The following is a 16478-nucleotide window of genomic DNA, read 5'->3' as shown; positions in this document are numbered from 1 at the left end:
ATACCAAGTCAACGCGTATCGAGCACTGCTCACTTCACATCGTTCGTGGGAGTCGTTTCCGGCTCAAGCACCGAGAGCATCAGCAGTCGACGTGGCAACGCCCGCAATGAGTTCGGAGGCGCCGAGAGCCTGAAAGATCATGGAGACCGCTCGCGTCGGGGCAAACAAGCGAATGCGGTTGTTGCCACGCCCCGCAGCATCGACAACGGCATTCGCCACTCCGGACGACATGAAGGTCACGCCGGAGAGATCGACGTGAATATCGGTTCCGACCAGGAGAAGTCGGTCGAGCGCGTGCACCAATTCCACCCGCTGACCCATGTCCAATTCTCCGGCAAGTCTCAGTACCGCATACGAAGGGGTGTAGCTTTCCACATCGATACTGTACCGATGCCCTTCTCGGCCGGCGCTGTCAAAGAGATCGAGAACATTTGCAGCTGAAGAACGTTCGTTGATCGTAGTCATGAAAGCCTCTTGTCTGGACTCGGCGTGCCCCACCGCTCGAATCAGCGATGAATCACTGTGCGTCGGATAACCAACCGTGTCGGTCACTGCGTTCCAGACGAACTCTGCCACCGGCAGGTTTCGCCGACACAACCACATCTATAACGCTAGGGTCTCGAAAACGTCACAGCGCGATATCGCACTTTTGGCGCCACCCCCGACGCACTGAACCGCTACCTCGCCTGGCCCCCGACGTGCCTGCGGGGCGACGTCTCTGCGGCGTCGACCACTGGCTTTCTCGCTCATCGGGAAGGTGGGTTCGCCGCACCACCATTCCGCAATACCTTCTGTGACATGGATAACATTGTCGACGTACTCGTCATCGGATCGGGCGCTGCCGGATCGGCCGCAGCGCTCCAAGCGCACGCCGACGGCGCATCGGTCGTGATTCTGGAAAAGAGCGGACCTGATTCCGCGGGCGGCAACACTCGACTGTCCGGCAGTGGATGGTTCGTCAACCAGGACCCCGCCGCCGCCCGAACCTTCCTGCGTTCGTTGAACGGGGAGTTCCCCGTTGCCGAGGACGTCATCGATGCCTGGGCCGAGAACACTCACGGACTGTCCGACTGGATCCGCAGTCTGGGTGCAACTGTAGCGATGACCGGCGATTTCCATTCCGCGGCAGAGTTCGCCGAACTTGACGGAAGTTCTTGTTACGCAGGGATGGACACCGTCGAAGGGAAGATGGGCAATGAACTTCTCTACCGGTTCCTCGTCTCCGCTCTCGCTGAACGCGGCGTCACAACACTATTCGACACCGAAGCCACCGGACTGCTGACGGATGAATCCGGAGCGGTGACCGGAGTCGAGATCCGTTCGGGTGAAAAGACTTCGCAGATCCAGGCACGCCGGGGCGTCATCCTTGCCACCGGAGGATTCGAAGCAAATCCGACGATGGTGCGCGACTACTTGTGTCTGGAGAATCCGAAGATCTGGGGCTCACCATCGGCAACCGGCGACGGTCACCGCATGGCACAGGCCGTGGGCGCCGATCTGTGGCACATGAACAACATGATGACCATTACGGGAATTCCCGGCGACCTCGAAAATCCGACTGGATTCTTCCTCGCACTGTGGAACGCGCACAACTATGTGTTCCTCAGCCGGGAAGGTAGACGCTTCACCGACGAGTCAGCCGAAATGCGGCATGGTCATGTGTTCAGAGAGGGTTCTTACCAACACTTTCCGGTGCAACCGATGAACGTCGTCTTCGACGAGACGATGAGGTTGGCCGGACAGCTGAGCCCCGGCCGCGACGCACTGCCCGTCGGCCACAGGGTTCTCGACGAAGGGTACGAGTGGAGCTCGGACAATCAAGCCGAGATCGACAAGGGATGGATCCTCAAGGCGGACACGCTCGCCGAACTCGCCGAGAAACTCGGACTGGACCCAACAGTCGTGGAAACGAGCGTGCGACGCTACAACGAGGCGTGCGCGGACGGCATCGACCATTCGTTCGGCCGCAATCCCGAAACTTTGGCCCCGGTGGCCACCGCTCCGTTCTACGCCGTCTCCGGGTCGCCACTGCTGGGATGGAGTAGCGGTGGGCCGCGCCGCGACGGTCATTCCCGCGTACTCGATACTGCCCGCAATCCAATTCCTGGCCTCTACGCCGCGGGCGCGGTCAGTTCCACCTACAGCGCGGCGAAGGACGGCGGATTCCACATTGCCGACGCCTTCGCATTCGGCCGTGTCGCCGGGGCCCATGCCGCCGCGCGTAAAGCTTGATATCGCCGGCCTTTCGACTGACTAGCCACGCACGATTACGTGGCTGGTCAGTTGTGGTCGATCGTCACGCAGATGAATCCTCTGCGCCGGATGAAACCGGGATTCGTACCGGGACGCTATCGCCTCGGCCGTCCCGTAATAGCTCACATCGCGCGGACGTCCCTTCGCACGCCGCAAGGACTCGTCGAAGCTTGCTTCAACCCAGATTCGTAGGTCGAACTGATCTCGCATCAGTCCGCGAAAAAGCAGCACTCCCTCGACGATCACAATGGCGCGATCCGGGACTCGTGGCTTCGACACCACCGATTCGTCTGTCTCCGGATCAGTCGAGACGTAGGAAATTTCGGTAACTTCGGCCAACCGTAGCGGCACCATCACACGGCTACTCAGGTTCGAATAGTCGTACGCATCCTCGAGATACCCACGCACCGTGTCAGGATCTTTGTTCCGTACCGCTTTCGCAGTCGAGAACTCGTCCCCATGGATCATGATGAAGTCATGGCCCGACTTCGAGATACCGGCAGCCAACTCGTCCGCGATCGTCGATTTTCCGGAAGCCTCGATTCCCGAGATCCCGACAAAAGTGCGTCCGGCCCGATCTTCGTGGCAGCGCACGACGTGCTCGACTAGAGAACCCGAATCATCCGCGCCGAAGGTCTTCTGCCGATTCACACCCGAGCAGCCTTGACCTCGTCGAAGAACGCGATGACGGCTGCCTCGTTCTCCAGCGGAACAGTCAGCGATGCCCGTGGACCCGCTACCGCGATCGAGTCGTCGGCGAGCCTGTTCCCGATGGTGAGTTTCAGTCCCGACTTCGACGGTTTCGCCTTCACCGCAATGTGTTCGACATGCCAACGAGCCACTTCGCTCGTGCTCGCGGCGGTGCGGTCGAAGACCTCCACCGTGCGGTGGTCGAGGACCATCACGATGTTGATCCCGACGGTGACTTCCAGATAGCGCCGTTCCGCCACGGTGTACGCCTTTCGGTTAGGTGAAACCGACGCTACACACCGTGGCGGAACTCAGCGTGTCAAAACCTCAGCTGTTCAAGATTTCAGCTGTTCGAAACCTCAGCGGGACGAACTTCCTGCATCCACCGGCAGGGCGACCGACGTGATGTAGCGAGCCTCGTCGGAAGACAGGAACAGAGCAGCGTTCGCTACGTCCACCGGTTCGATCCACGGAATGGCGAGCATGTTCATCGTCATCGCTGCGGCAGCAAATTCTTCGCGCGTCGGGTTCTCGAGATCGGGGCGGAACTTGCCGCGCACCAACGGGTTTTGAATCATGAGGGTGTCGACGTTGGTGGGATGGACCGTATTGACGCGTACGTTGTGCGGAGCCAGTTCCTTTGCCAGCGAACGCATCAGACCAACGACTCCATGCTTGGCTGCGGTGTAGTGCGCGACTCCGACCAGCCCCCGAAGTCCGGCGATGGAGCTTGTGAGTGTCATCGATCCCCCGCCCCGCGCGATCAAGTGCGGAGCAGCGACGGTCGTGGTGTGCCACACGCCGGTCAGATTGACGTCCAGCATGGTCTGCCACATCGTTTCCGACATGGTCAGGGCCCCGTCGGAGGACGTGATACCAGCTGTAGCGCAGACGATGTCGAGACCACCGAGCGTTCCGACGGCCGAGTCCACGGCACTGCGTAGTGCCTCGAGATCCCGAACGTCCACTACCGCAGATTCGACCTTTCGCCCCAGCGCCCGGATCTGCGCCACTGTCTCATCGAGATCGGCCTCCGTCGCGGGCGGCGTGACTGTGGTTTCCACCGAAGTGCACACGTCGACCGCGATGATGTCCGCGCCCTCTTCGGCAAAACGCACGGCCTGAGCCCGCCCGATTCCTCGTGCCGCACCCGTGATCAGCGCGATCTTGCCTTCCAATCGAGAAGTCATCAATTCACACTTTCTGGGTCAGGCCGGCGTCGACAACCAACTGACAGCCGGTCATGTAGCGGGACTCCGCGGATGCAAGAAACAGGACCGCATTACTGACGTCCACCGGATCGACCCAGGGAACGGGCAGCAAGTTGCGAGCGCTGAGCACTGCAGCAGCGTCTGCTTCGGTGGGATTCTCGATGTCCGGGCACAGGTTCGCGAACACTCGCTCGTTGATGATCATCGGGGTACGTACCGAACCCGGATGCACGGAGTTGACGCGGATACTCTGCGCCCCCAACTCGTTGGCCAGCGTTCTGGCCAGGCCCACCACGGAGTGCTTGGCTGCGCTGTAATGACTTGCTCCGGCAATACCTTTGATTCCCGCTGTCGAGCTGACCAGAACGACGGATCCACCGTCGCCGAAGTGCGGAACGCAGGCCTTGACGGTGTGCCACGCCCCGGTCAGATTGACGTCCAGCGAGCGGTTCCACACTGCAGGATCGATGGTCCACGACGGTCCCGGCGTGTCGTACACACCTGCATTCGCGACCACGACGTCCAACCCGCCGAGTTCGGTAACGCACTCGGCCACGACGGCGGCCAGACCGTCGAAGTCCCGAATATCCGCCACACCGGTGACCGCGACACCGCCTCGATCACGCACTGCCTGAGCGGTTTCCGCCAACCCCGATTGCGCCTGTTCGACATCCAACGCGATCACGGACGCGCCTTCCTCGGCGAGCCGCTCACAGTGTGAGCGTCCCATTCCGCCGGCAGCACCCGTCACGAGCACCCGCTTGCCCTCCAGCCGGCTCATGCGTGCACCGCGCTGTTCAGCTCGAAGCCTCGGTATCCCGCTGCTGCCACGTCTGCACAGATGTCGGAATAGACACCGAAGCCTCCGATGAAGGGCATGAATATCCTCGGCTTTCCCGGGATGTTGGCTCCCATGTACCAGGAGTTCGCGGATGGGAACAATGTTGCCGACGCCCGGCGTGAGCACTCCTCGAGCCAGTTGTCCACGGCTTCGGCACTCGGCTCGATGGTGTCGATGCCCGCCGAATCGAGGTGGTTGATCGCGTCGGCGATCCAGTCGACGTGCTGTTCGGCAGCGAGAATCATGTTGGACAGCACACTCGGGCTGCCCGGCCCGGTGACGATGAACAGGTTCGGGAAGCCGTGAACTCCCAAACCAAGATAGGTTCTCGGACCCGCATGCCAGTTCTCTCGCAAGGTCTCGCCGTTGCGGCCACGGATCTCGATGCGATCGAGTGCCCCGGTCATCGCATCGAAACCGGTGGCGAACACCAATGCGTCGAGTTCGTAGTGCGAGTCGGTCGTCTTGATCCCGGCCTCGTCGATTGCCTCGATCGGTGCGCTCTTGAGATCGACCAGGCTCACGTTGTCACGGTTGTAGCTCTGGTAGTAGTCGGTGTCCGTCACGATCCGCTTGGTCCCGATGGGGTGGTCGTTCGGGATCAGCAGGTCGGCGATGGCCTGATCTTCGACCACCGATCTGATCTTGGCCTCGGCAAATGCGGCCGCCGTCGCGTTGGCGTCGATGTTGCTGGTCTGGTCTGCGAAGGTTTTGGCGAACAGAACACCGCCGAGCTTCCACCGCTCCTCGTAGGCCGCGTTCCTCTCGGCCTCGGACACCTCGAGCGCGCTGCGAGGATCCGAAACGAACGGAGATCCACCGCCACTGCGCTTGGACAGCGCTCGACGCTCGGCGTAGTCGGCCTTGATCTCTGCGCGTCGTTTGTCATCGAGAGGCGTGTTTCCCGCCGGCACACTGTAATTCGCGGACCGCTGGAACACGAAGAGGTGATCGGCCTGCTCGGCGATCAACGGAACGGACTGGATGCCCGACGATCCGGTGCCGATCACTCCCACTCGCTTGCCGGTGAAATCGACGCCCTCGTGCGGCCAGAAGCCGGTGTGGAAGACCTCACCGCCGAAAGTCTCGCGACCTGCAATGTTCGGAACGTTCGCGGTCGAGAGGCTGCCCGTGGCGCACATCACGAACCGCGAGGTGACGTCATGACCACCGTCGGTGTGCACTCGCCACGTCGACGAGTCCTCGTCGAACTGTGCGCTCAGGACACGGGTATCGAAAGTGAACCCACTGCGTAGGTCGAAGCGATCGGCGACGTGATCGAGGTAGGACAGGATCTCCGGCTGCGCGGCGTACTTCTCGCTCCAGTCCCAATCCTGTTGCAACTCTTCGGAGAACGAGTAGGAGTAGTCGAAACTCTCGACATCGCAGCGTGCGCCCGGGTAGCGGTTGAAGTACCACGTGCCGCCCACTCCGGAGCCCGCCTCGAAGCCGTGGACACGCAGCCCCTGCTCGCGAAGTCGGTGCATGGCGTACATGCCGGCGACGCCGGCGCCGATGACTACGACGTCGAGTGGTGCGGTGGAGAAGTCAGGATCGGTCATGGTGGCCACGCTACGAGTGGGTTGAATGGTAGAGGAACAGGTTCTCCCGCTGGGTGGGCGGAGAGCGCTGTGTCCACCGATCGGGGGACAGCGATGTCGTCCAGCACTCGGACCCGTAGGTGGACAGACCCGAAGGGATTTCGGGGCCATAGTTGTCTCATCACAGAAACACACGGTCACCGAGACCGACAAATCGAGGAGAACATGATGAGCACCAACACAATTCGACCCGAATCACTTTCCTTCTCCGGCCTCAGCATGGCAGCTCTGGTTGCCCGCTCCGCCGGTGCGAACACGGTGAAGTCGATGACCGACACATCCGTCACGACGGCGATGATCAGCAATTCGGGTCGCGGGGCCCTGTATCTGGTCGACGCATCCAACCCGAACGGCGACTGGGTCGTCCCGCCGGCGGACTACATCCTCCCCAACATGAACGTGAACGTTGTGGCCACGAGCAAGAACCAGAACGACTTCCCCATCGTGCTCACGTACCGCTCCGACGACGGTGGAGTGTTTGTCTTCAGTGCTACCAACTCGAAGACCAGGGCGGATGCCGGAGGTACGTACGCCCCCGACAGCCACGACGTCACGGTGACGATGACCTCGGGTTACCCGGCCATGAACGTCACGTACGTGCTTCGGTGACGCTTGCTCACTCCAACAATCCCTGCCGCATTGCAGCGGCGACGGCGGCGCCTCGATCGTTGACTCCGAGTTTCTCGTAGAGGCGCTGCACGTGAGTTTTGACGGTGGAGGGCGCAAGAAAGAGTTGTGAGGCGATGACCGGGATGCTGGCGCCCTGCGCGATCAATCCGAGAACCTCACGTTCGCGGGCGCTGAGCGTCGGACCGGACGGTTCACTACGACGCCGAACCTCTCCTACCAATCCGGCGGCGATACTGGGCGGCAACACATCTCGTCCCGCAGCACAGTCGAGCACGGCGCTCACGATCTCGGCGCGAGTGGATTCCTTCGGCAGGAATCCGGCAGCACCGGCTTGCAGGGCCTGGTACACGACAGACGATTCGTCGTGAGCGCTGAGCAGAAGCACACGCGTCGGAAGCTCGTCTCGAACGACTGCGGCGGCGACCTGAGTTCCATCCAGGTGCGGCATCCGGAAGTCGAGCAGCGCGACCTGCGGGCGTAGTTCGCGGATCATTGCGAGCGCTGCTGCGCCGTCGTCGGCCTCGCCCAGGACGTCGATGCTGTCACCGCCGGTCAGAGCCCGAACCACGCCCTCACGGAACAGTGGGTGGTCGTCGCCGACCACCACGGAAACCTTGCCGGCCAGCGGCTTCGTGCCTTCGCGCATTGCTCACTTTCTCACGCCCGTACCAGCAATGCGAGCACTTACGCCTCCCCCGATCGGGGGACAAGAGATTCAACCCCGCCACGGCCCCGTCGGCGGACATACAGCAGCACTCCTTCGCGACAAGATTGATTCATCGCCGAGAACGGCAACCACACACCATCCCAGGAGCAGACATCATGCGTACCAACACCACTCGCTTCGTAGCAGTCACCGCAATCGCCCTCGCTGTCGGCGGAACCGCACTGGGAACCGCAGCGATCGCCAACGCCGGCACCATGCCCACCGACGGCCCGACGGTTGCCATGACCATCACCAACAACACCGACAACCCGATGCTGCTGGACAGCGCGTCCAACCCCTACGGACAGTGGATCAACGGCCCCCGCTCCTACCTGGCCCCGCACACCACCGAGATCGTCACCGCCTACAGCAGCGATCCCCGCGGTATCGGTGTCGACGTCACCTACAACGTCGCCGACGGCGTCCAGACGGTCATGGCTGCCAACAACTACGTCGGCAACCCCACCCTCGACGGGACTCGCATCATCGGCGACCCGACGCACGTCATCCTCACCGACTACATGGCCACCGGCTACCCCACGATGAACGCCTCCTACGACGTCTTCACGCAGAACTGAACCAAGCGTTGATGCAACCACGAACTTGATCCGCTACGGCCCACGACCCGGTATCCGCATGGATGTCGGGACGTGGTGTGCGCTGACCAGCTCAGACGCGTTCGACCAACACGCAGCGGGCGCCACTGAAGATCGTGGGCATGCACTTGTTGCAGTGGATGCACAGTGATTGGGTATCGGATTCGGCCGCGATCCGATTGATTAGATGCGGTTCTCTGAGCAGCGCCCGTGCCATGGCGACGAACTCGAACCCTTCCGCCATTGCGGTATCCATGCCCGCTTTGTCCGTGACACCCCCGAGCAGCACGAGCGGCAACTTCACCGCAGCACGAATCTGCCGAGCCTCTTCCAGCATGAACAACGGCTTGTACGGATAGGTATGCAACATGCTCTTCCCCACCAACTGCACACCGAGTCGAACAGGTTGCGGCATCGCGGCGGCGAACTCGCGGATCGGCGCATCGCCCTTGAACAGGTACATCGGGTTGAGCAGTGAACTGCCCATCGTCAACTCGAGCGCGTCGACGCTTCCGGATGCTTCGAGCCACTGCGCCACCTGGATTGCTTCGTCCACCCAGAATCCGCCTGGCACACCGTCGTCCATGTTCAGCTTGGCCAAGATCGCGATCTTGTCACTAACGGCATCGCGCACACTGCGTGCAGTTTCGAGTACGACGCGAGCCCGGTTCTCCAGCGATCCGCCGTAGGAGTCCTTACGACGGTTGAGTTTCGGGCTCAGGAACGAGCTCGCGAAATAGTTGTGACCGAAGTGGATCTCGACGGCGTCGAATCCTGCCTCGACGGCAAGTCGCGCAGCGCTCCCGTGCGCCGCCGCAATTCTGGTGATGTCCGCTGTCGTGGCAGTGCGAATCATCCTCATGCTCAACGGATTGAACGAACTCGACGGTGCCAGCGCGGGCAGTCCGGTCGACTTCTGATTCGCCACGGGACCGGCATGGCCGAGCTGCGCCGACGCAGCAGCACCTTCGGCGTGAATGGCATCGGTGAGCCGCCGAAGCCCGGGGAGGGCATCGGGCCGCATCCAGAGCTGGCCGTATTCGGTGCGCCCTTCCGGTGCGACGGCGCAATACGCGACGGTGGACATCCCGACTCCGCCGGCGGCTGGGCGACGATGGAACTCGATCAGCTCGTCGGTGACCAGGGCGTCGGGAGTTTTGCCTTCGAATGTCGCGGACTTGATGATTCGATTTCGAAGGGTCACCGGGCCGAGCTTCGCCGGGGCGAGCACGTCGGGAGCAGTGGTCATCGAGTTTGCCTCTCGCGGGAGTTGTTTGCAGGACGGTAGATCGATGGCCCCGAGCCGGCTAGGGCCCGTGCCACGGAGCGGGAAACGGCTTCAGCCCGGCCGAGGAGGCCGGGCTGAAGTCGTCATTGCCGTTCAGACGCGTCCGAAGTACGCATCCTTGAGCACTGCCAGGTCGTCGATGTCCTTGGCATCGGCGTCGAGAACCACCTTGCCGATGTCGAGGACCGTCACATGATCGGCGACGCTCATCGCGGCCTCGACTGCCTGCTCGACCAGTAGAACAGCCAGGCCGGTTTCCTTGAGTTGTTGGACGCGGTCCATCACCTCACCGACGATCACGGGAGCGAGACCGCCCGAAGGTTCGTCGAGAAGGAGCAACCTAGGCTGCGCCATCAGCGCTGCGCCGATCGCGAGCATCTGCTGCTGACCGCCCGACATGGAACCGGCGGGAAGCGAACGCTTCTCCCCCAGGATCGGGAACATCTCGTACATCGATTCGACGGATTCCATAAGCTCGCCGCGCTTTGCCTTGCGGGTGTACCCGCCCAGCAGGAGGTTCTGCTCGACGGTCTGCTTGTGGAAGACCCGCTTGCCCTCCTGCACGTACGCCATCCCCTGTCGTACCCGTTTGTGCGCGGGGACTCCGGTGATGTCGGCGCCGTCCATCTCGACGGTTCCGGAGGCCACCTTGTTGAGGCCGGACAGGGCACGGAGCGTGCTCGTCTTGCCTGCGCCGTTGCGTCCGAGCAGGGCGGTCACCTGACCGGGATAGACGTCGAACGAGACATCCCAGACGACGCGCAGATCGCCGTACCCGGTCTGCAAGTTTCGGACCTTCAGAATCGGTTCCATCACTTCACCTCACTGGTCTGATGGTCTACCGCGCCGATTTCTTCGAGAAGTGCTTCTTCGTCACCGGACTTGACTCCGAGGTACTCGCTCAACACGCGTGGGTGATGTTCGATGGTTGCCGCATCGCCGGTGGCGATCACCTGCCCTTGCGCCAGCACGACTATCTCGTCGGCCAGCGAGAGGACGAGGCGGAAGTTGTGCTCCACCAACACCACTGTCGCCCCGGCATCTCGCAGTACCCGGATCAGATCTGCCAGGCGTTCGAGTTCGTCCTCGTCGAGTCCGGATGCCACCTCGTCGAAGAGGACGACCCTCGGTTCGGCGATGACGGCGCGAGCAACCTCGAGCATGCGACGCATCCCCAGGGGCAGCGACGTCGCGATCTCGTTGCGCAAGTGCGACATCCCCACGAGTTCGAGGACACGCTCGGCCTCGACGATGTCGGCCTTCGCGATCCTGCGGAAGCTGGGCAGGCGAAGCACAGCCGACGCCATCGACGCTCGGTGCACCGAATAACGTCCGGATGCAACAGCTTCCAGAACCGTGATGTTTTCCGGAATCGTCGGAGTTTGGAACGTGCGCGCCACACCCACGCGCGCCACCTTGTGCGGCGACGACTGCGAGACCACCGTGTCACCGATCGTGATCACGCCCGCATCTGCGGTGTAGAAGCCGCAGATCATGTTGAGCATGGTCGTCTTACCCGAACCGTTGGGCCCGATCAACGCGGTGACCTTACCGGCCTCGGCGGTCAGGGTTGCCGCATTGAGCGCCTGGTTGCCACCGAACGCTTTGGACACTCCGTCGACCACCAACCGTGCTCCGTTGATCGGCGCCAGTTCCGGTGTCCCACCGCTGTTTTCCTTTGCGGTGACTACGCCCAGGCCGGCCTTGCGATCGAGTTTCGAGACGATCGCTCGCCCGACCTTGGTCAAACCCCCGGAGAGAAGCACACCGCCGATGATCAGGAAGCCGCCGTAGAAGATCAGCGAATACTCCTGGAACGCCGTCGACTGGTTGGGACCGAGCTGCATGATCGCGGCACCGACCACGGCGCCGTACACACTTGCCGCACCGCCGAGGATCGACGCCGCCAGAACTGCTGTGGCAAAGGTGAACCCGAAGGCTTCCGGCGAGATGAACAGGTCGGTGTTGGCGAACAGCGCACCCGCCAGACCGGCGGGGAACGCACCGATGGCATAACCGAGCAGCTTCATCCGGAACACCGATACACCCTGCGACGACGCCAGAACCGGCGACTGCTTGAGCGTGCGGAACGCGATGCCGTGCCGCGAGACCACCAGGTTACGCATCACCGCGAACCAGAGCACGGTCACGACGACGACCACCATGTAGTACTGCTGGGTGTCGAGTTCGGAACCGAAGAACGTCGGCGGCTCCATACCGGTGAGGCCGTTTCGGCCGCCGGTCTTGCCACCGAAGATCGCCAGTACGTCAGGTACCAGCAGAACCAGGAAGAACGACGTCATCGCCAGGGACCAGTTGCCCAGGCGCAGACCGGGAACACCGGTCAGGATTCCGACCGCCAGTGCCACTGCTCCGGAGGCAGCAAGCTGAAGCAGAATGTCGGTGTGACCTGCCTGGGACATCAGACCCGCGGTGTAGGCACCGGCCGCGTACATCGCTGCCTGGCCGAGTGCCAGTTCACCAGCAAAGCCGAGGCTCAAGTTCAGGCCACTGACCACAAGTGCCAGGATGCAGGCCAATTGAATCTGACGTGATGTCGACAGGTCGAGTCCCATCACGGGCAGCAGCAGGATCACCACGGCCAGGACGAGTGGGATGATCCAGCTCGGTAGGGAACGGGAAGTCCGCCACGCACTTACCATCTCACACCACCCGTTCTCGGACATTGCCGAACAGTCCAGCCGGTTTGACCATCAAGATGACGATCAGCACCGTGAAGACGGCGATATTGCTGTACTGACTTCCCGCCCACAGGGCGGTGAACGATTCCACCAGGCCGACGGTCAGACCGCCGATCAAAGCGCCAGGCAGAGAGCCGAACCCGCCGATCGCCAACGCCACGAATCCCTTGAGGGCCAACGCTGCACCCAACGTCGCAACTGCAAACGTCTTGGGGCCGACGAAGAGTCCGAGGACACCGGCCAAGGCACCCGAGAAGGCAAACGCTCCCAGTGCCAACCGTCGTACGTTGACTCCTCGCAGCATCGCCGCTTCACGATCCTCGGAGATGCCGATCAGAGCCAGACCCGTCATCGTTTTCTTCGAGACGTAACTCAACCCGACGACCAGTGCGATCGCCGCAACCAGCAGAGCGATCTCGACCGGGTAGGTACGGCCGCCGAGCAGGGTGATCGGTTCGTTCGATCCGAAGAACGGAACCGTGAGAGGTTCACTACCCCAGATCAATTGAGTGGCGCCGTTGAGCAGAGTTGCGACACCCAACGTCGTGACCAACTGGTTCTGGTGATCGGCCACCGGTCTGATCGCGACGATCTCCTCGACCGAGGCGAGGAGCATCACGGTCACGGTAGCCATGACGGCCACCACGAGAACGGGGAGTTTCAGGGTCACCAGACCCGTGTAGGCGACAAAGGTGCCCACCATCATCAGCTGAGCTTGAGCGAAGTTGAATGTGTTGGAGGAAACGAAAACGATGTTGTACCCGATGGCAACCAGCACGTAGACCGCGCCGAGCGCCAATCCGGACCACAGAATGGTCATGACGCAGCCGGGTTTCCGAACTGACCGTTGAGGATCTTCGTCGGACTGATGAACTTCAGCTCGCTGGTGTCCGGGTTCGGGCCGTGGTTGTCGGAGCTGAAGTTGTAGCGCGAGAGGAATGCGGTCTTGGCATTCTCCTGGACCTCAGTGGTTTCCAGTGCTTCGGCGAGCTTCTTCGGATCGGTCGAACTGCCGACCTTCTCCGCTGCCGCCGCGACGAGGGGGAATGCGTCGTAGTTGTCCGCGAGGATCAGCGTCGACGGGATGGAGCCCAGCGAAGCCATCGTGTCCACCATCGTGTTGACGAGTGCGTTGTTCGGATCGAACACCGTGCTGCTGAACACCTGCGTCACCAGGTTCTTCACCTGCGGGGTGCCGAGCACACCGGCCGGCGGATCATTCGCGATCAGGTTGGTGGCAGACACCGAGGTGTTTCCGACCAGCGGCACGTCCCAGCCGAGTCGCTCGAGGCTTTGCAACACGTATCCGAGAGGAGCGCCGTACGCATCCAAGGCGATTGCCGCGGCACCCGAATTCTTGAGCGACTGCAACTGCGCCGTCATGTCCAAAGCGGCGGCGTCGTACTCCTCGTTACCGGCGGCCTTCAGACCTGCGGATTGCAAAGCACTGGTCATTTCTTCGCCGAACAGCTCACCGTAAGCGGTGCTGCCGTGCAAGACTCCGACGCTGCTGTAACCCTTGGACTTCGCGTACTCGGAAATTCCGCGAGCGGTATCGGTCGCACCCGGAGCCAGATCGAAGTTGAGCGGGAACTTCGAGGGGTCCGTCGAATCGGGCGAGGGAGCCATGCTCATCGAGAGAATGTTGTTCTGCTTGAGGATCGGCAGAACCGCAGCCGCGATCGACGACGGACCCGAGTTCAGGTAGAGGTCAGGCTTGTTCCCCGAATTGATGGCTTCGCGCAGCTTGGTGACGGCGATGGTTGCGTCACCCGCGTCGTCCACCGTAGTGAGCTCGATCTGACGGCCACCGATCCCCCCGGCTTCGTTCTGGACCTGAACGCCCGCCTTGGTGGCGAGCAGCGAGGTCTGCGAATTAGCCGCGAGGACTCCCTGTGCACTGATCCCGCCGGTCAGCAGCACACGGTAGGGCGAGTCCGCACCTCCGTCGGACTCCGAAGAACCACTGCACCCTGCAAGAGCCAGAGCCGTCACGGCAACTGCCGCAACAAGAATGGGCCGACGATTCATGTCTGCACTCCTAGAACACATGTATGCACCGAACGTCAGGCGAATACCTGACGAAAGAATGATCGGCCGGTGGACGTGCCTGATTTCGAGCACCAGCCAACCAAGCACCCGCTTGATGATCTAGCAAGCAGTTGCTTGGGATGGAGCATAGAATGTGATCTGGATAACGTCAAACGCTGAAAAGTGGAGTCATGGAAGCGGACGCTATGCACATTGAGGCGGCGTCGACAGATCTCTTCCCGCTGGGTGGAAACGCCGAAACGGCTCCACGCCCTGGCGGATTCGACGAAATGAATCCGACAGGGCGTGGAGCCGTTTGTGTAAAGGTCCGACTATCGCTGGTTGCGGGGCTTCCAGACCACCAACGCGTTGTTGCGCGGAATCGGCACGAGATCCCGGCGATAGCCCGCATGGACTTTCGCGATCTCCTCGGCCAATTCGCGGACGCGATGCTGCAGAGCCTCGACCTGGTTGGTCAGTTCGATGATTCGTTTGATTCCGGCAAGGTTGACTCCCTCGTCCTGCGAAAGCCGTTGTACTTCACGAAGAAGCGCAACATCGCGCGGGGAGTAGCGTCGTCCGCCACCGGTGGTTCGATGCGGGGTGACCAACCCGAGTCGGTCGTAGTTACGCAAAGTCTGCGCGTGCATTCCGGCCAACTCGGCTGCCACCGAGATCACGAAGATCTGAGCGTCAGGATCGACCGTCGCATCCCATTGATTCTGCGGTCGCTCTGTCATCATGCACCGGCCCACCCGGCCCGTGGATCGAACCCGCTCGCCTTCTCGGCTTCGAGATAGGTTTTCAGCGCTTCGATCGCCGGGTCGTCCAACTTCTGCGGAACGGATACCTTGACCGTGACCAGAAGGTCACCGGCACCGTCCGGCCGCTTGGGGATACCGCGTCCGCGAACTCGCAGAATGCGTCCGTCCACCGTTCCAGCCGGAACCTTCACTCCGACACGGCCTTCCAAAGTCGGCACGGACAGTGTCGTTCCCAGCACCAGCTCGCCGTAGCTCACCGGAACCGTCAGTGTCAGGTCGTCGCCGTTGCGTCCGAAGACACTGTCCGGCTTGACGCGGATGTTGACGAACAGGTCGCCGGCCGGAGCGCCGCGGAGTCCCGCTTCGCCCTTGCCCTTGAGTCTGATCTTCTGACCGTCGCTCACACCGGCAGGCACGCGAACCGTGATGGTCCGTGTGCGATTGGTGACTCCGCTACCGTGGCAGTCTTCACACGGCGAGTCGATGATCGAGCCGGTTCCCCGGCAATCGTCACACGGCTCACTGAATCCGAAGGCGCCCTGGTTCCGGCTGACCACGCCGGTTCCGTTGCAATGTGGGCACACTCGCGGGCTGGTGCCTGGCTTTGCGCCGCTGCCGTGACACGTGGTGCACGACGTAGGGCTGGTCAGACGAAGAGGGACGGTGACACCGAGCGCTGCTTCACGAAAGGCGAGCGTCGTCTCGGTCTCGAGATCCTTGCCTCGACGCGGGCGGTTGGGCGCAGCTGTTCGCTGGCCCGCTCCCCCGCGGTTGAACAATCCGCCGAAGATGTCTCCGAGACCCGAGTCCTGCCCACCGGCCCCGCCGCCGAACAGGTCGTTGATGTCGAAACCACCAGCGCCGGGGTTGAATCCGCCGCCGCCCTGCGCGCGGGGGCCGAAGCCGCCGCTGGCAAAGAGGCGCCGAGCCTCGTCGTACTCCTTGCGCTTGTCCGGATCAGACAGAACGGCATGAGCTTCACTGACGGACTTGAAACGCTCTTCGGCCTTCGCATCGTCAGGGTTGGCGTCGGGATGAAGATCCCGAGCCAGCTTGCGATACGCCTTCTTGATTTCGTCGGCCGTCGCGGTGGACGAGACGCCCAGCTCCTTGTAGAAGTCCTTCTCGATCCACTCCCGTTGACTCACTGGGCGTCTCCTCCTCT

General features: G+C 62.1%; 17 protein-coding genes. 3 read left to right on the top strand and 14 right to left on the bottom strand.

Translation table 11 applies throughout. The annotated features are described in order from the left end of the window. Positions 1–63: 63 nt before the first annotated feature. Positions 64–375 (bottom strand): STAS domain-containing protein, encoded by a 312-nt coding sequence (locus ACN50D_RS20640; protein ID WP_228401988.1) that lies wholly within the window; start codon positions 373–375, stop codon positions 64–66. Positions 376–798: 423 nt separating this feature from the next. On the opposite strand from ACN50D_RS20640, the gene ACN50D_RS20635 reads away from it, so the two are divergent. Beyond that, positions 799–2232, top strand: a complete 1434-nt coding sequence (locus ACN50D_RS20635; protein ID WP_212633965.1) for an FAD-dependent oxidoreductase — start codon at positions 799–801, stop codon at positions 2230–2232. Between the two features lie 21 nt (positions 2233–2253). On the opposite strand, the gene ACN50D_RS20630 is transcribed toward ACN50D_RS20635, so the two are convergent. The 5 genes from ACN50D_RS20630 to ACN50D_RS20610 form a co-directional block, all read right to left on the bottom strand. Then, positions 2254–2904, bottom strand: coding sequence for a hypothetical protein (locus tag ACN50D_RS20630; RefSeq protein ID WP_003944437.1), 651 nt, complete (start codon positions 2902–2904; stop codon positions 2254–2256). Then, positions 2901–3203, bottom strand: coding sequence for a hypothetical protein (locus ACN50D_RS20625; RefSeq protein ID WP_212633964.1), 303 nt, complete (start codon positions 3201–3203; stop codon positions 2901–2903). The genes ACN50D_RS20630 and ACN50D_RS20625 overlap by 4 nt, the downstream gene beginning before the upstream one ends. Before the next feature lie 99 nt (positions 3204–3302). Then, positions 3303–4133, bottom strand: a complete 831-nt coding sequence (locus tag ACN50D_RS20620) for a mycofactocin-coupled SDR family oxidoreductase (RefSeq protein ID WP_007726714.1) — start codon at positions 4131–4133, stop codon at positions 3303–3305. A 4-nt stretch (positions 4134–4137) separates the two neighbouring features. Beyond that, on the bottom strand, positions 4138–4935 hold the full coding sequence (locus ACN50D_RS20615) for a mycofactocin-coupled SDR family oxidoreductase (RefSeq protein ID WP_064074637.1): 798 nt from the start codon (positions 4933–4935) through the stop codon (positions 4138–4140). Next, positions 4932–6557 (bottom strand): flavin-containing monooxygenase, encoded by a 1626-nt coding sequence (locus ACN50D_RS20610; RefSeq protein WP_212633963.1) that lies wholly within the window; start codon positions 6555–6557, stop codon positions 4932–4934. The genes ACN50D_RS20615 and ACN50D_RS20610 overlap by 4 nt, the downstream gene beginning before the upstream one ends. Positions 6558–6764: 207 nt before the next feature. Between ACN50D_RS20610 and ACN50D_RS20605 the strand changes: the two genes are divergently transcribed. Further along, positions 6765–7205: a hypothetical protein gene (locus ACN50D_RS20605; RefSeq protein WP_212633962.1), complete on the top strand. Its 441-nt coding sequence runs from the start codon at positions 6765–6767 to the stop codon at positions 7203–7205. Between the two features lie 7 nt (positions 7206–7212). Here the strand turns inward: ACN50D_RS20605 and ACN50D_RS20600 are convergent, their stop codons facing one another. Further along, positions 7213–7872 (bottom strand): response regulator, encoded by a 660-nt coding sequence (locus ACN50D_RS20600; protein WP_212633961.1) that lies wholly within the window; start codon positions 7870–7872, stop codon positions 7213–7215. A 176-nt stretch (positions 7873–8048) separates the two neighbouring features. Here ACN50D_RS20600 and ACN50D_RS20595 point away from each other — a divergent pair, with 176 nt between their 5' ends. Continuing rightward, positions 8049–8510 carry a hypothetical protein gene (locus ACN50D_RS20595; protein WP_007726708.1) on the top strand — a complete coding sequence of 154 codons (462 nt, stop codon included), beginning with the start codon at positions 8049–8051 and terminating at the stop codon, positions 8508–8510. Positions 8511–8601: 91 nt separating this feature from the next. Here ACN50D_RS20595 and ACN50D_RS20590 read toward each other — a convergent pair whose 3' ends face one another. The 7 genes from ACN50D_RS20590 to dnaJ all read right to left on the bottom strand — a co-directional run bounded on the left by ACN50D_RS20590 (position 8602) and on the right by dnaJ (position 16461). Beyond that, positions 8602–9777 carry an NADH:flavin oxidoreductase gene (locus ACN50D_RS20590; RefSeq protein ID WP_212633960.1) on the bottom strand — a complete coding sequence of 392 codons (1176 nt, stop codon included), beginning with the start codon at positions 9775–9777 and terminating at the stop codon, positions 8602–8604. 132 nt (positions 9778–9909) lie between these two features. Further along, the gene (locus ACN50D_RS20585) at positions 9910–10629 is read right to left on the bottom strand and encodes an ABC transporter ATP-binding protein (RefSeq protein WP_003944438.1); all 720 of its coding nucleotides are present in this window, start codon (positions 10627–10629) and stop codon (positions 9910–9912) included. Continuing rightward, positions 10629–12479 (bottom strand): ABC transporter permease subunit, encoded by a 1851-nt coding sequence (locus ACN50D_RS20580; RefSeq protein ID WP_212633991.1) that lies wholly within the window; start codon positions 12477–12479, stop codon positions 10629–10631. The genes ACN50D_RS20585 and ACN50D_RS20580 overlap by 1 nt, the downstream gene beginning before the upstream one ends. A 1-nt stretch (position 12480) precedes the next feature. Then, positions 12481–13338, bottom strand: coding sequence for a branched-chain amino acid ABC transporter permease (locus ACN50D_RS20575; protein ID WP_007726703.1), 858 nt, complete (start codon positions 13336–13338; stop codon positions 12481–12483). Continuing rightward, complete coding sequence (locus ACN50D_RS20570; RefSeq protein ID WP_007726702.1) at positions 13335–14549, bottom strand: ABC transporter substrate-binding protein; 1215 nt, start codon at positions 14547–14549, stop codon at positions 13335–13337. The genes ACN50D_RS20575 and ACN50D_RS20570 overlap by 4 nt, the downstream gene beginning before the upstream one ends. A gap of 332 nt (positions 14550–14881) precedes the next feature. Further along, a complete protein-coding gene (locus tag ACN50D_RS20565) occupies positions 14882–15292 on the bottom strand; it encodes a heat shock protein transcriptional repressor HspR (RefSeq protein ID WP_003944355.1) in 411 nt (136 codons plus the stop codon). Continuing rightward, positions 15289–16461: a molecular chaperone DnaJ gene (gene dnaJ / locus ACN50D_RS20560; protein ID WP_003944329.1), complete on the bottom strand. Its 1173-nt coding sequence runs from the start codon at positions 16459–16461 to the stop codon at positions 15289–15291. The genes ACN50D_RS20565 and dnaJ overlap by 4 nt, the downstream gene beginning before the upstream one ends. Positions 16462–16478 lie beyond the last annotated feature (17 nt).

Source organism: Rhodococcus sp. SB1D (assembly GCF_048573875.1).
Taxonomy (GTDB): Bacteria; Actinomycetota; Actinomycetes; order Mycobacteriales; family Mycobacteriaceae; genus Rhodococcus_F; species Rhodococcus_F qingshengii.
Note: the sequence above shows the minus strand (reverse complement) of the source record. Positions and strands in the feature narration are given on the sequence as shown.